Raw genomic sequence first — 14355 nt, forward strand, 5'->3', positions numbered from 1 at the left:
AATTCAATATGAACTCATTTGAGCGAAGGAACAAAATCGTTGACCTCGTCAACGCTCAGGGCAGCGTGATGGTGCAGGATCTATCAAATCTGTTTGGCATCTCTGAAGTGACCATTCGAACCGACCTGCGTCTGCTGGAAGAAAAAGGGCTGGTCACGCGCTTCCATGGGGGCGCCGCAAAGCCTGGCAGTAACCTGGCTGAAAGTGAGAATCAGGAAGTCGTACTGGAGGAACGCTACCAGCTGGCAAGCGATCCGAAAAAACGTATTGCTCAGGCCGCCGCCGCCCTGATCGAAGAAGGGATGACGGTTATTTTAGACAGCGGCAGTACCACTATGCTGATAGCCGAAGCGCTGGTGAGGAAAGCCAATATTACCGTCATCACCAACAGCTTGCCCGCTGCGTTTGCTCTTTCGGAAAATAAAGATATTACGCTGGTGGTTTGCGGCGGCACGGTACGCCATAAAACGCACTCCATGCACGGAACCATTGCCGAGCGTTCGCTTGCAGGTATCAGCGCGGATTTGATGTTTGTTGGGGCTGACGGCATTGATGCAACAAATGGTATCACCACCTTCAATGAAGGCTACTCCATCAGCAGCGTGATGGCCGCTGCCGCCCATAAAGTGATTGCCGTACTGGATGCCAGCAAGTTTAATCGTCGCGGGTTTAATCAGGTGCTGCCGATGGAGAAGATTGACTGTGTGATTACGGATGATGGGATCGGAAAACACGATAAAGACTTGCTGAGCAAAACGGGCACTGAGATCATTACGGTTTAGCGAAAGACGCAGATCGCCGGTTGGCCTGCGCAATTTTCTTTTCCGACATTTCTACCGACATTTATTCCGACACTCTGGATTTTGTAGGCCGGGCAAGCGCAGCACCGCCCGGCAAAAACAGGCGGAGTATGATTTACTCCCCCTGCTGCTCCAGCGCATATTTATAGAGCGCATTCTTCTTCACGCCGTGGATTTCTGCCGCCAGTGCTGCCGCTTTCTTAAGCGGCAATTCAGCCTGTAGCAGTGCCAGAGTACGCAGCGCATCGGCAGGCAGTGCGTCCTCCTCCGCTTTATGCCCTTCGACAATCAGCACCATCTCGCCCTTACGACGGTTTTCGTCCTCTTTCACCCACGCCAGCAGTTCGCCGACCGGCGCGCCGTGAATGGTTTCCCAGGTTTTGGTCAGCTCGCGCGCCAGCACCACGTAGCGGCTCTCTCCCCAGACGGTCACCATATCTTCCAGGCTTTCCAGCAGGCGATGCGTGGATTCGTAGAAAATCAGCGTACGCGGTTCAGCTTCCAGCTCTTTTAACACGTCACGGCGGCCTTTGGATTTGGCGGGCAGGAAACCTTCATAGCAGAAACGATCGGACGGCAGGCCTGCTGCGCTCAACGCAGCAATCGCAGCACACGGCCCCGGCAGTGGGACCACCCGGATCCCGGCTTCACGGCAGGTACGCACCAGATGGTAGCCCGGGTCGTTAATCAGCGGCGTACCGGCGTCAGAGACGAGCGCAATGTTCTGCCCCTCTTTGAGCTTCGCCACCAGCGTTTCTGCTTTTTGCTGCTCATTATGATCGTGCAGGGCGAAGAGACGAGCGTTAATCGCAAAGTGTTGCAGCAATAAACCGGTATGCCGGGTATCTTCAGCAGCAATTAAATCAACAGCTTGCAATACGGTCAGCGCACGTTGGGTAATATCAGACAAATTCCCGATAGGAGTAGGTACAATATAAAGCTGGCCTTGAGAATTCTCTGCCGTTTCGTGTTGTTTCATTGTTTCGTCCGTATTGCCGATTTAATATTGAGCATTGCGTAAAAAAATCACTGGATACAGTATGGTACCGTTAACGTTTCTTCGAAAAAAAGCCACGCGCAGCGTGCCGCTTCTGCTGGCAGCCCTGATCTTTGCAGGCTGTAGCACCCAGGCACCTGACCAGAGCACGGCCCATCTGCAGGGATCCGCTCAGGCTGATTCTGGCTTTTATCTGCAACAAATGTCGCAAAGCTCAAATGATACCAGGATCAACTGGCAATTACTCGCCATTCGTGCACTGCTGAAAGAGGGCAAAACCCAGCAGGCCGCCGAACTGTTCAACCAGCTTCCGCACGAGCTTAACGATGCCCAGCGTCTTGAGCAGAGCCTGCTCTCTGCCGAGCTAAAAGTCGCGCTGAAAGATTATGCCGCCGCGAAAAAGATCCTTGGCGACATCGACGTGAGCGCGCTGGATAAAAATCAGCAGGCCCGTTTCTGGCAGGCGGGGATTACCGCTGAGCAGGGACGCCCTTCCCTGACGCTGCTGCGGGCACTGATCGCCCAGGAGCCGCTGCTCGGCGGTGCGGACAAGCAGAAAAATATCGATGCCACCTGGCAGGCGCTCGCCTCAATGACCCAGGAACAGGCGCAGGCGCTGGTCATCAATGCTGATGAAAACGTGTTGCAGGGGTGGCTGGATCTGCAACAGATGTGGTTTAACAACCGCAGCGATCCAAACATGCTGAAAGCCGGTATTACCGACTGGCAAACGCGCTACCCACAAAACCCGGGCGCGAAAATGCTGCCAACACAGCTGGTGAACGTGCAGAACTTTAAGCCTGCCTCCACCAGCAAAATCGCCCTGCTTCTGCCGTTGAACGGCCAGGCGGCGGTATTTGGCCGCACCATTCAACAAGGTTTTGAAGCGGCGAAGAACGGTACCACGCCAGTGACCGGCAGTGCAGTTCCGGCGCAGGCAGCTCAGGCGGCAAACGTGAACGACGTTGTCAGCCCTTCCGCCGCGGAAACCAGCGACCTGACCACAGCACAAACCCCGGCGCAGGGGACGATGCAGAACCCGGTGACAGCACCGACCACACCTGCGGCTGCAGCACCCGCGCCTGTGACTCCGGCTCCGGTAGAGACACAATCCGCACCGGCAACAGAGCCTGCGACAGCGGAGCAACCTCAACCGCAGACCACTGAGCCCGCAGCACAACCTGCCGCTCAGCCTGCTGCCCAGCCACAGGCCGCAGCCACCACCAGCGCTAACCCGGGCGCTGAGCTGAAAATCTACGACACCAGTTCTCAACCGCTCGATCAGGTTCTGGCGCAGGTGCAACAGGACGGTGCCAGCATCGTTGTGGGTCCGCTGCTGAAAAACAACGTCGAAGAGCTGATGAAGAGCAACACTGCGCTGAACGTGCTGGCGCTCAACCAGCCTGAACAGGTTCAGAACCGCGCCAATATCTGCTATTTCGCCCTCTCTCCGGAAGATGAAGCCCGCGATGCGGCGCGTCATATTCACGAGCAGGGGAAACAGTCTCCGCTGCTGCTGATCCCTCGCAGTACGCTGGGCGATCGCGTCGCCAACGCCTTTGCCGAAGAGTGGCAGAAGCTGGGCGGCGGCATCGTGCTGCAGCAGAAATTCGGTTCCGTCTCTGAACTGCGCGCGGGCGTTAACGGCGGCGCGGGTATTGCGCTTAACGGCAGCCCGGTGAGTGCAAGCCTGCCACAGCAGCAGAGCGTGACGATTGGTGGTCTGACCATCCCTGCCCCACCTACCGATGCACAGATTAGCGGTGGCGGTAAAGTGGATGCGGCCTATATCGTCGCTACGCCACAAGAGATTGCCTTCATCAAGCCGATGATCGCCATGCGTAACGGCAGCCAGAGCGGCGCCACGCTCTACGCCAGCTCTCGCAGCGCACAGGGCACTGCAGGCCCGGATTTCCGCCTGGAGATGGACGGCCTGCAATACAGCGAAATTCCGATGCTGGCGGGCAGCAATCCGGCCCTGATGCAGCAGGCGCTGAGCGCAGTCCGTAACGACTACTCACTGGCGCGTCTGTACGCGATGGGCGTCGATGCCTGGACGCTGGCGAACCACTTTACCCAAATGCGTCAGGTGCCGGGCTTTGAGCTAAACGGCAATACCGGCGATCTGACGGCCACTCAGGATTGCGTGATTAACAGGAAGTTATCATGGCTCAAATACCAGCAGGGACAAATCGTCCCGGCCAGTTAAGCCGTAAAGAGACCGGCGACGCCTGGGAATTAAAAGCGCGTCGCTGGCTTGAGGGCAAAGGACTGCGCTTTATCGCCGCTAACGTTCGCGGACGTGGCGGCGAAATCGATCTGATCATGAAAGAGGGTCAGGTCATTGTGTTTGTGGAAGTACGCTACCGACAGTCTTCCCGTTTTGGCGGTGCTGCCGCCAGCGTGACGCCCGCCAAACAACATAAATTATTACAGACTGCCCACTTGTGGCTTGCCCGCCATAATGGGAGTTTTGATACTGTGGATTGCCGGTTCGATGTGTTAGCCTTCACCGGAAACGAGATCGAATGGCTGAAAAACGCTTTTGGCGAAGACGCATAATTAAGATTTAAAAGGGATAACGTGCTCGAAAGAATTAAAGTGTGCTTCACAGAAAGCATTCAGACTCAGATTGCCGCGGCAGAAGCCCTCCCTGACGCAATCTCTCGCGCCGCCATGACGCTGGTGCAGTCCCTGCTCAATGGCAACAAAATCCTCTGTTGTGGCAATGGCACGTCCGCTGCCAACGCACAGCATTTTGCTGCCAGTATGATCAATCGTTTTGAAACAGAACGCCCCAGTTTACCTGCCATTGCACTTAATACCGATAATGTGGTCTTAACAGCGATTGCTAACGATCGTCTGCATGACGAGATTTACGCTAAGCAGGTGCGTGCCTTGGGCCATGCGGGCGATGTGCTGCTGGCCATCTCCACGCGCGGCAATAGCCGTGACATTGTCAAAGCCGTCGAAGCCGCCGTTACCCGCGATATGACTATCGTTGCCTTAACCGGCTATGACGGGGGCGAGCTGGCGGGCCTGCTGGGGCCGCAGGATGTGGAAATCCGCATTCCGTCTCACCGTAGCGCACGCATTCAGGAGATGCATATGCTCACGGTGAACTGCTTATGTGATTTGATCGATAACACGCTTTTCCCTCACCAGGATGATTAAGGAGTTCTCATGAAGGCTTTATCGACCCTCGCAGTCCTTATGTCTGCATTACTGCTGCAGGGATGTATCGCTGCGGCTGTTGTGGGTACCGCTGCCGTCGGCACCAAAGCAGCGACCGATCCGCGCACCGTTGGCACCCAGGTAGATGACGGCACGCTGGAGCTGCGCGTTAACAGTGCGCTGTCGAAAGACGAACAAATCAAGAAAGAAGCGCGGATCAACGTGACGGCTTACCAGGGCAAAGTGCTGCTGACAGGCCAGGCGCCAAATAGCGAACTCTCCAGCCGCGCGAAACAGATCGCGATGGGCGTAGAGGGCACTGCGGAAGTCTTCAACGAAGTCCGTCAGGGGCAGCCAATCAGCCTTGGTACCGCCTCCAATGACACGTGGATCACCACCAAAGTCCGTTCCCAGCTGCTGGGTTCAGACCAGGTGAAATCATCCAACGTGAAAGTGACGACCGAAAACGGCGAAGTGTTCCTGCTGGGTCTGGTTACCGACCGTGAAGGGAAAGCGGCGGCCGATATTGCCAGCCGGGTGAGCGGCGTGAAACACGTCACCACCGCATTTACCTACATTAAGTAATTCCCACCTGACTGTAAGCCCGGTGAGCGCTCGCGCCACCGGGCTTTTTTCACAGAAGCGCAATACCCCCCACAATCACCCCACTCAACGCCACCAGCCCTGCGGTGAGCCACAGCGCTTTCGCCGGGAATGACTTACGCAGCATGATAAGCGACGGCAGGCTGATGGCAGGCAAGGTAATGAGCAATGCCAGTGCCGGTGCGGTGCCCATGCCGGCCAACATCATGGTCTGCACAATCGGAATTTCAGCCGCCGTTGGGATCACAAACAGACAACCGGCAATGGCCATCGCAATGACCCACATCAGGGTATTGTCGATGGCGCCGTCGGCATGCGGGAATAGCCAGACACGTGCGGCCCCGAGCACCAGCACCGCCAGGATATACACAGGAATGGTGCTCCAGAAAAGCTGCCACAGAGCATTCCCCCAGCGCGCAAAGAAGCTTCCCTGCGGCTCGCTGACATCAAGCTCAATGGCGGCCGGTTCAACGGCGTTATCTTTCACCCATTTCTGCACCAGCGTTGCCACCACCAGCACCGTCAGCAGACCGGCCACCAGGCGGATAAAGGCGAAATACCAGCCAAGGACAAAGCCCATAAACACCAGCGTTGCCGGGTTTAACAGCGGGTTGCCCATCCAGAACGCCAGCGCACCGCCCATAGAGACTCGCTGACGACGCATACCGGCAGCAACAGGCGCGGCACAGCACGAACACATCATGCCCGGCAGGGAGAAAATGGTCCCCAGCAGGGTGCCCTGAAAGCGTGGCTGCCCCAGGGTTTTCACCAGCCAGTGACGCGGGATAAGCACCTGAATCAACGAGCCCAGAATGACGCCTAATACGGCGGCTTTCCAGACGGCAAGGAAATAGACCATGGCATAATCCCACGCCGCGCGAAGCGGGCTGGAATCAGCGTGAGCGAGAATAGATTTACCGATGCTGTGCGTTTCAGCGGCAGTGAAGGCTTTACCGTAGTACGGCTGCCATTTCACATACCAGAGGCCGATAATGACCACGAGAAAGAAGAGCGCGGGCTTCCACCATTGGACAGGTGTTGCCGCCTGAGATGAAGACTGACCAGTCATAGCATTCCCCGGAGAGTGTTATTTAATTAGCCGGGGGAGTTTACGCCTCGCCCTGCGCGATTTCACGCAGTTTCGCCGAAGGGATGATATTCACTCCCTCCTGCGATGGTGACAGCCCCTCTTTTAACATCGCACGCGCCACGTCGCGCGCCTCGATGGATTTCCAGTTACCAGGGAGAATGCGGAACAACGGGGCAAACATCGACTCGTTAAAACGACGCTCGTCGCGATGCCCCAGCAGCATGGAGGGACGGACTATTGTCAACCGCTCCCACTTCTGGGCAATCAGGGCCTCTTCCATCTCGCCCTTCACCTTACTGTAAAAGAACGGCGAACGGGCGCTGGCGCCCAGCGAGCTGACCACCACAAAATGGGTGGCACCCAGCTTTTTTGCCGTCAGCGCCGTATCGACCACCAGCGTATAGTCAGCATGAACAAACGCCTCTTTACTGCCCGCCTCACGCCGCGTTGTCCCGAGGCAGCAAAAGGCGATATCGATGGGATCCTGCACCTGCGCCAGTGCGTCGGTCAGCTGTGGATCGTGAGGATTAAAGACGCCCGAAATGTCCGCCAGCGGTCGACGTGTCGGGGCCGCAATGTAGTTCACCCTGCGATCCTGGATCAGCAGCCGCAGCAGATGATCGCCCACCAGCCCGGTTGCCCCCGTAATCAGTACCTGACTCATTTCATCCCCTTTACAGAATAGTCCGTTTGCGAACTCAGCATGGTCAACCACACTTAGAAGTCTGTTACCGGTAAGTATTTACCACAAACGGGAAAAAAACAGTCTGAAGCGAAAACAACGGAGGAAGCATGGGTAAAAAAATCGCAGTCCTGATTACCGACGAGTTTGAAGATTCAGAATTCACCTCACCTGCTGAGGCGTTCCGCAAGGCGGGACATGAGGTCATCACCATTGAGAAAGAGGCGGGAAAAACGGTGAAAGGCCATAAGGGCGAGGCCAGCGTGACCATCGATGAAACCATCGATAACGTCAGCCCGTCTGATTTTGATGCCCTGCTGTTACCCGGCGGTCATTCACCGGATTCCCTGCGCGGCGACGAGCGCTTCGTAACGTTCACCCGCGATTTTGTCTCCACCGGAAAACCGGTCTTTGCTATCTGCCATGGTCCGCAACTGCTTATCAGCGCGGATGTGGTGCGCGGGCGTAAACTCACTGCCGTGAAACCGATCGTTGTCGATCTGAAAAACGCGGGGGCCGAGTTTTACGATCAGGAGGTGGTCAACGACAAAGACCAGCTGATCACCAGCCGAACCCCGGACGATCTGCCGGCGTTCAACCGCGAAGCGCTACGCCTGCTCGGCGCGTAGCCAGTGCAGCTTTTTGCCAAAGCCCAGCGTGTTGTCGGTAAATTTCAGCTCATCAAGGCGGATTTCCCACACCGGGGCTTTTAAGGCGGCGGCTACCGGAAAGCGGCGCGTGTAGTGCTTACGGCGCGCGTCGCTCTCTTCACCGTCCAGACGACGGATCTCCCCTTTAAACTGCACCCCACGGATCAGTGCCACCGTTTTAGGCTGACCGTTAACTGTCCCTGCCACCTTCGCCTGCTGACCGGTCATCTGCGCATGGCGCGTTTTATCTTCGCTCATCACATAAAACGCAACGCGCTCAGGGTCATAATAGTAAAACGCATTCGCGCACCACATTTCACCGTCGTCATACACGCACCAGGTGACAACATGCTGTTTCGCCAGCCAGCGGTTAATGGCAGCCAGAGTTTCCATTTTCGTTCTCTCTCATGCTATGGTGCGTTCACCTTAACATACTGAATCTGTTTACCGTGTGCTGGTTTCTCTATCTTGTCCGTACCGCCGATAACGCTCTCTACACCGGGATCACGACCGATGTGGCGCGGCGTTTTCTTCAGCATCAAACGGGAAAAGGGGCAAAAGCGCTGCGGGGGAAAGGAGAATTGACGCTCGCCTTTTCTGCCCCCGTGGGTGACAGATCGCTGGCGTTAAGAGTGGAATACCGCATTAAGCAGTTGACGAAGCGCCAGAAAGAGCGCCTCGTCACCGGAGACGGATCGTTTGAGGCGCTGTGTGAAAGCCTGATTAGAAGCGATTAAAATGGTCGTGATACTCCACGAGGCCATTTACGCCGTTGAGCGCGTCATCCGCCAGACGGTGCACCTGGAAGGCAGTTTCGGTTCCCGGCCAGCGACAGCGGAGATCGTACTGCGCCGCCGGCTCGAAACCCAGGCGACCATAGAAAGCAGGATCGCCCAGCGTCACCACCGCGGCGTAGCCAAACTCATTGAGCGAGTCCAGCCCTTCATACACCAGCTGACGTGCCAGCCCTTGTCCACGATAGTGTTCATCTACCGCCAGCGGCGCCATTCCTACCCACTGTAATTCTTCACCCTGAACGGTTACCGGGCTGAAGGCAACGTAGCCCACCACCTGACCTTCGTCATCGGTGGCAACCAGCCCCAGCGTGATCAGGCCGTCTTCGCGGAGATCGTGGACCAGTTGGGCTTCTGCGTCGCTCGCAAAAGAGCGGCGTAACAACGCATCGATACCCGGTGCATCAATCCCAATTTCGACTCGAATCAGCATGGCTCACCTACTGAAGTGTGTTTACTGTCAGGCGGGGTTTTCAGCCCGGCCTCAACGAAATCTGCCATTTGCATTAACATCACGCGCAGCGCTTTTGGCATCTGCTCCAGCTCAATGGCATCCATTAAATTTTTGACGTACAGACCCAGTTCCGTATCGCCTTCAATGACCAGACGGCGCTGGAAAAAGAGGGTATCCGGATCCTGCTTACGCGCGGCGATCATCAGCAGATCGCAGGCGTCGGCGCTAAAGCTCACATCCGCGTCGGCGGACTGGCGCACAATCAGCTGGTCATTCTCGACGGAGGTAAACCAGCGCAGACCGATATCACGCACTTCAATGCTTAACCAGCGGCCTTCCAGGAACGCCAGTTCGCCTTCCTGCAGCGCCTGGCGGAACTGCCAGCTCAGGAGCTGCTCCAGCACCTGACGTTTAAGCGCGAACGGCGCCAGTTTTACCGGCACGCTCAGCATTGATGGACCAAATTGTACGAGACGTGAACGCAGTTTATCCAGCACGAGCTTTACTCCCTGATAGCGATAGTCCGGGTATTTTGCCATATCCGGAGGAGAACATAGCGGCGTAAATCAACAAACCGTCGTCCGGTGTACCTCATTATTGGTGCCATCAATACGCCATTAGCTGCCTTAAATCAAAAATTGTCGCGTATGGGTTAATTAAAATCCCAGCTCGTTAACATTTTTGCTCTCGACGACATCAGGATAAATTATGGAGCTGCTCTGCCCTGCCGGAAACCTTCCGGCGCTTAAGGCGGCCATCGAAAATGGGGCCGATGCGGTCTATATCGGGCTGAAAGATGATACTAACGCCCGCCATTTTGCTGGCCTCAACTTTACGGAGAAAAAGCTTCAGGAAGCCGTTAACTTCGTACATCAGCACCGCCGCAAATTGCATATTGCCATCAATACCTTTGCCCATCCTGATGGCTATGCCCGCTGGCAGCGCGCGGTGGATATGGCAGCACAGCTGGGTGCCGATGCGCTGATTCTGGCCGACCTCGCCATGCTAGAGTATGCGGCAGAACGCTATCCTCATATTGAGCGCCATGTCTCTGTTCAGGCCTCTGCCACCAACGAAGAGGCGATACGTTTTTATCATCAAAACTTTGACGTGGCCCGGGTGGTTTTACCGCGCGTGCTCTCTATTCATCAGGTTAAGCAACTCGCGCGCGTCACGCCAGTGCCGCTGGAAGTTTTTGCCTTTGGTAGCCTGTGCATCATGGCTGAAGGCCGCTGCTATCTCTCCTCGTATTTAACCGGTGAATCCCCTAATACCGTTGGCGCCTGCTCGCCTGCCCGCTTTGTTCGCTGGCAGCAAACCCCACAGGGGCTGGAATCTCGCCTGAATGAGGTACTGATTGACCGCTATCAGGACGGTGAAAACGCTGGCTACCCGACGCTGTGCAAAGGCCGCTATCTGGTTGACGGCGAGCGTTATCACGCGCTGGAAGAACCCACCAGCCTCAACACGCTGGAACTGCTGCCGGAACTGCTGGCCGCTAATATTGCCTCGGTGAAGATTGAAGGTCGCCAGCGCAGCCCGGCCTACGTCAGCCAGGTGGCGAAAGTCTGGCGTCAGGCCATTGACCGCTGCATGGCAGACCCGCAGAACTACGCCCCGCAATCGGCCTGGATGGAGACGCTCGGCGCAATGTCTGAAGGCACCCAAACCACGCTTGGCGCGTATCACCGTAAATGGCAGTGAGATAACCATGAAATATTCATTAGGACCGGTGCTCTACTACTGGCCAAAAGAGACGCTGGAAGATTTTTATCAACAGGCCGCGACCTGCAGCGCCGATGTGATTTACCTTGGCGAAGCGGTATGCAGCAAGCGCCGTGCCACCAAAGCAGGCGACTGGCTGGAGATGGCGAAAAGCCTGGCCGGGAGCGGCAAACAGGTGGTGCTCTCTACGCTGGCGCTGGTGCAGGCCTCATCTGAACTGGGTGAGCTGAAGCGCTACGTGGAGAACGGCGAGTTTCTGCTGGAGGCCAGCGATCTGGGCGTGGTGAATATGTGCGCCGAACGCAAGCTGCCGTTTGTCGCGGGCCATGCATTGAACTGCTATAACGCCGTGACCCTGCGCCTGCTGCTGAAACAGGGGATGATGCGCTGGTGCATGCCGGTAGAGCTGTCGCGTGACTGGCTGGTAAACCTCCTGAACCAGTGTGACGAGCTGGGTATTCGCAACCAGTTTGAAGTGGAAGTGTTGAGCTATGGCCATCTGCCGCTGGCGTACTCTGCCCGCTGCTTCACTGCCCGCTCTGAAGATCGCCCGAAAGACGAGTGCGAAACCTGTTGCATCAAGTACCCGAACGGACGCAGCATGCTGTCGCAGGAGAATCAGCAGGTGTTTGTCCTGAACGGCATTCAGACCATGAGTGGTTATGTGTATAACCTTGGTAACGAGCTGGCGTCGATGGACGGACTGGTGGACATGGTGCGTCTGTCCCCGCTGGACACCAGCGTGTTTGCCATGCTGGATGCTTTTCGCGCCAATGAAAACGGCGCATCGCCGCTGCCGCTGACGGCAAACAGTGACTGTAACGGCTACTGGAAGCGGCTGGCCGGACTGGAGCTGCAGGCCTGAAAAAGGCTCACTTTGTTAACAACGGTTATCATTATTTAATGCAGTATTAAAGATTGACCGTCGACAAAGTGAGCTGTTATGACTGACAAAACCCTTCCGTTTTCGGTGCTGGATCTGGCGCCGATCCCACAAGGCTCCTCGGCAAGAGAAGCCTTTTCGCACTCTCTCGATCTGGCTCAACTGGCCGAAAAGCGTGGCTATCACCGTTACTGGCTGGCGGAGCATCACAACATGGTCGGCATCGCCAGCGCCGCCACCTCGGTGCTGATTGGCTATCTGGCCGCGAACACCACCACCCTGCACCTGGGATCCGGTGGCGTGATGCTGCCAAACCATGCTCCGCTGGTGATCGCCGAGCAGTTTGGTACGCTGAATACCCTCTACCCGGGCCGTATTGATTTAGGCCTTGGCCGTGCGCCGGGCAGCGACCAGCCCACCATGCGCGCCCTGCGTCGCCATATGAGCGGTGACATCGACAATTTCCCGCGTGATGTGGCTGAACTGGTGGACTGGTTCGATGCGCGTGACCCGAACCCGCACGTGCGCCCTGTGCCGGGCTATGGCGAGAAGATCCCGGTATGGCTGTTAGGCTCAAGTCTTTATAGCGCGCAGCTTGCTGCACAGCTGGGGCTGCCCTTCGCGTTCGCCTCCCACTTCGCACCGGATATGCTGCATCAGGCGCTGCATCTCTACCGCACGAACTTCAAACCTTCTGAAAGGCTGGAGAAACCGTACGCGATGGTGTGTATCAATATCATTGCCGCCGACAGCAATCGCGATGCGGAATTCCTGTTTACCTCCATGCAGCAGGCGTTTGTGAAGCTGCGTCGCGGTGAGACCGGCCAGCTTCCACCGCCGGTGGAGAATATGCATCAGCTGTGGTCAGCTTCCGAGCAGTATGGTGTTCAACAGGCGCTGAGCATGTCGCTGGTGGGAGATAAAGCGAAGGTGCGTCACGGGCTTGAGGCGGTGCTGCGCGAAACGCAGGCTGATGAGATTATGGTTAACGGCCAGATTTTCGATCATCAGGCGCGTTTGCACTCGTTTGAGCTGGCGATGCAGGTGAAAGAGGAGTTGGTGGGGTAGTTTTTTTGCCCGGTGGCGCTTCGCTTACCGGGCCTACGGGATCGCGTAGGCCGGATAAGGCGTAGCCGCCATCCGGCACAAAAACTTACTGATATACCGGCAACAGATTAAAGCTCGACAGCACGTGGACCAGCGCGTTACCAACACCAAACACCAGAATCAGTGCAATCATCGGTTTACCGCCCCAGACGCGGAATTTCGGGCTACCGAAGCGCTGACGGGATTTACGCGCCAGAAGCGCCGGCACAATTGCCGCCCAGATGGTAGCCGCCAGACCGGCATAACCAATGGCGTACAGGAAGCCGTTCGGCCACAGCAGGCCGCCCACCATCGGTGGCAGGAAGGTCAGCAGTGCGGTTTTGAAGCGCCCCATCGCGGAGTCATCAAAGCCAAACAGGTCCGCCAGATAGTCAAACAGGCCGAGCGTCACGCCGAGGAAAGAGCTCGCAACCGCAAAGTTGGAGAATACCACCAGCAGCAGATCCAGACTGCGGCTGTTCAGTACACCGCTCAGCGCCTGCACCAGCACATCTATATTCCCGCCCTTCTGCGCAATGCCGATAAACTCAGGACGCGGGATGTTGCCCATCGTCCCCAGCAGCCAAATCACATACAGCCCCAGCGCCAGCAGCGTACCGTAAACCAGGCACTTGACGATTGTCCGCGGGTCTTTGCCGTAGTACTTCATCAGGCTCGGTACGTTGCCGTGGTAGCCAAACGACGCCAGACAGAACGGCAGGGTCATCAGCAGATACGGCGTATACGACGTATTGGTTTCAGCCACGTTAAACAACGTTGACGGGGTAACGTGCCCCAGCAGGCTACCGAAGGTCAGAAAGAAAGTGATGACCTTTGCGCCCAGAACGATGGCCGTCATCCGGCTCACCGCTTTGGTACTCATCCAGACGATAAACGCGACACCCAGCGCAAAGCACAACCCGGCCAGACGCGCCGGAACGTTCAGCGACATCTCCGAAAAGGTGTGATGCAGAATCGAGCCGCTTGCTGAGATGTACGCGTAGGTCAGGATGTAGAGCACAAACGCGATGGAAAGGCCGTTCACCAGGTTCCAGCCTTTACCCAGCAGATCTTTCGTGATGGTGTCGAAGCTGGAGCCAATGCGGTAGTTCAGGTTGGCTTCAAGGATCATCAGCCCTGAATGGAGCATACAGAACCAAGTGAAGACCAGCGCAGCCAGCGACCAGAAGAACCACGCACCGGACATGACCACTGGCAGGGAGAACATCCCGGCACCAATAATGGTTCCGCCGATGATCACCACGCCGCCAAGCAGCGAAGGTGACGTTTGGGTGGTGGTTAGTGTCGCCATACAGCCATATCTCCAGTCAAAAATGTGGTTTGCATTTTAATGTGCTGCACTGTACCAGTACAAGAGTACAAAGGGAATAAAAAAAGCCCCGATAGTCTTTATCGG

General features: G+C 56.6%; 17 protein-coding genes. 10 read left to right on the plus strand and 7 right to left on the minus strand.

Going from position 1 to position 14355, the window contains the following annotated elements; genetic code table 11:
• Positions 1–8: 8 nt before the first annotated feature.
• On the plus strand, positions 9–782 hold the full coding sequence (locus AC2FAK_RS16615; protein ID WP_047023159.1) for a DeoR/GlpR family DNA-binding transcription regulator: 774 nt from the start codon (positions 9–11) through the stop codon (positions 780–782).
• Positions 783–915: 133 nt separating this feature from the next.
• Here the strand turns inward: AC2FAK_RS16615 and rsmI are convergent, their stop codons facing one another.
• A complete protein-coding gene (rsmI, locus tag AC2FAK_RS16620) occupies positions 916–1779 on the minus strand; it encodes a 16S rRNA (cytidine(1402)-2'-O)-methyltransferase (protein WP_013098896.1) in 864 nt (287 codons plus the stop codon).
• Between the two features lie 61 nt (positions 1780–1840).
• Between rsmI and AC2FAK_RS16625 the strand changes: the two genes are divergently transcribed.
• Genes AC2FAK_RS16625 through dolP form a run of 4 tightly spaced genes read left to right on the plus strand, consistent with a single transcriptional unit; the run spans position 1841 to position 5556 of the window.
• Positions 1841–4006 carry a penicillin-binding protein activator gene (locus AC2FAK_RS16625; RefSeq protein ID WP_311379540.1) on the plus strand — a complete coding sequence of 722 codons (2166 nt, stop codon included), beginning with the start codon at positions 1841–1843 and terminating at the stop codon, positions 4004–4006.
• Entirely contained in the window at positions 3964–4359 is a 396-nt protein-coding gene (locus AC2FAK_RS16630) for a YraN family protein (protein WP_013098898.1), read from the plus strand. Before AC2FAK_RS16625 ends, AC2FAK_RS16630 begins: the two co-directional genes overlap by 43 nt.
• 21 nt (positions 4360–4380) lie before the next feature.
• On the plus strand, positions 4381–4971 hold the full coding sequence (gene diaA / locus AC2FAK_RS16635; RefSeq protein ID WP_003861754.1) for a DnaA initiator-associating protein DiaA: 591 nt from the start codon (positions 4381–4383) through the stop codon (positions 4969–4971).
• A gap of 9 nt (positions 4972–4980) precedes the next feature.
• On the plus strand, positions 4981–5556 hold the full coding sequence (dolP, locus tag AC2FAK_RS16640) for a division/outer membrane stress-associated lipid-binding lipoprotein (RefSeq protein WP_013098899.1): 576 nt from the start codon (positions 4981–4983) through the stop codon (positions 5554–5556).
• A gap of 49 nt (positions 5557–5605) precedes the next feature.
• Here the strand turns inward: dolP and AC2FAK_RS16645 are convergent, their stop codons facing one another.
• Together AC2FAK_RS16645 and AC2FAK_RS16650 are read right to left on the minus strand one after the other, a co-directional pair.
• On the minus strand, positions 5606–6643 hold the full coding sequence (locus AC2FAK_RS16645; RefSeq protein WP_095440457.1) for a permease: 1038 nt from the start codon (positions 6641–6643) through the stop codon (positions 5606–5608).
• A gap of 40 nt (positions 6644–6683) precedes the next feature.
• Entirely contained in the window at positions 6684–7328 is a 645-nt protein-coding gene (locus AC2FAK_RS16650) for an NAD(P)H-binding protein (protein ID WP_013098901.1), read from the minus strand.
• Between the two features lie 128 nt (positions 7329–7456).
• Here AC2FAK_RS16650 and AC2FAK_RS16655 point away from each other — a divergent pair, with 128 nt between their 5' ends.
• A complete protein-coding gene (locus AC2FAK_RS16655; RefSeq protein ID WP_013098902.1) occupies positions 7457–7975 on the plus strand; it encodes a type 1 glutamine amidotransferase domain-containing protein in 519 nt (172 codons plus the stop codon).
• Here AC2FAK_RS16655 and AC2FAK_RS16660 read toward each other — a convergent pair.
• On the minus strand, positions 7955–8389 hold the full coding sequence (locus AC2FAK_RS16660; protein WP_013098903.1) for a YhbP family protein: 435 nt from the start codon (positions 8387–8389) through the stop codon (positions 7955–7957). The genes AC2FAK_RS16655 and AC2FAK_RS16660 overlap by 21 nt on opposite strands.
• 14 nt (positions 8390–8403) lie before the next feature.
• Here AC2FAK_RS16660 and AC2FAK_RS16665 point away from each other — a divergent pair, with 14 nt between their 5' ends.
• Positions 8404–8733 (plus strand): GIY-YIG nuclease family protein, encoded by a 330-nt coding sequence (locus tag AC2FAK_RS16665; RefSeq protein ID WP_020687335.1) that lies wholly within the window; start codon positions 8404–8406, stop codon positions 8731–8733.
• On the opposite strand, the gene AC2FAK_RS16670 is transcribed toward AC2FAK_RS16665, so the two are convergent.
• Together AC2FAK_RS16670 and ubiT are read right to left on the minus strand one after the other, a co-directional pair.
• Positions 8720–9223, minus strand: coding sequence for a GNAT family N-acetyltransferase (locus AC2FAK_RS16670; RefSeq protein WP_020687336.1), 504 nt, complete (start codon positions 9221–9223; stop codon positions 8720–8722). The two genes, AC2FAK_RS16665 and AC2FAK_RS16670, sit on opposite strands and share 14 nt — an antisense overlap.
• Positions 9217–9741, minus strand: a complete 525-nt coding sequence (gene ubiT, locus AC2FAK_RS16675) for a ubiquinone anaerobic biosynthesis accessory factor UbiT (protein ID WP_038420959.1) — start codon at positions 9739–9741, stop codon at positions 9217–9219. Before ubiT ends, AC2FAK_RS16670 begins: the two co-directional genes overlap by 7 nt.
• A 211-nt stretch (positions 9742–9952) precedes the next feature.
• On the opposite strand from ubiT, the gene ubiU reads away from it, so the two are divergent.
• The 3 genes from ubiU (at position 9953) to AC2FAK_RS16690 (ending at position 12920) form a co-directional block, all read left to right on the plus strand.
• A complete protein-coding gene (ubiU, locus tag AC2FAK_RS16680; protein WP_020687338.1) occupies positions 9953–10948 on the plus strand; it encodes a ubiquinone anaerobic biosynthesis protein UbiU in 996 nt (331 codons plus the stop codon).
• A 7-nt stretch (positions 10949–10955) separates the two neighbouring features.
• Positions 10956–11834 (plus strand): U32 family peptidase, encoded by an 879-nt coding sequence (locus tag AC2FAK_RS16685; RefSeq protein ID WP_095455379.1) that lies wholly within the window; start codon positions 10956–10958, stop codon positions 11832–11834.
• A 78-nt stretch (positions 11835–11912) separates the two neighbouring features.
• Positions 11913–12920, plus strand: a complete 1008-nt coding sequence (locus tag AC2FAK_RS16690) for a luciferase-like monooxygenase (protein WP_023621081.1) — start codon at positions 11913–11915, stop codon at positions 12918–12920.
• Positions 12921–13005: 85 nt separating this feature from the next.
• Here the strand turns inward: AC2FAK_RS16690 and mtr are convergent, their stop codons facing one another.
• Positions 13006–14250: a tryptophan permease gene (gene mtr, locus AC2FAK_RS16695; protein ID WP_038420695.1), complete on the minus strand. Its 1245-nt coding sequence runs from the start codon at positions 14248–14250 to the stop codon at positions 13006–13008.
• Positions 14251–14355 lie beyond the last annotated feature (105 nt).

The organism is Enterobacter cloacae complex sp. 394F7, assembly GCF_057320385.1.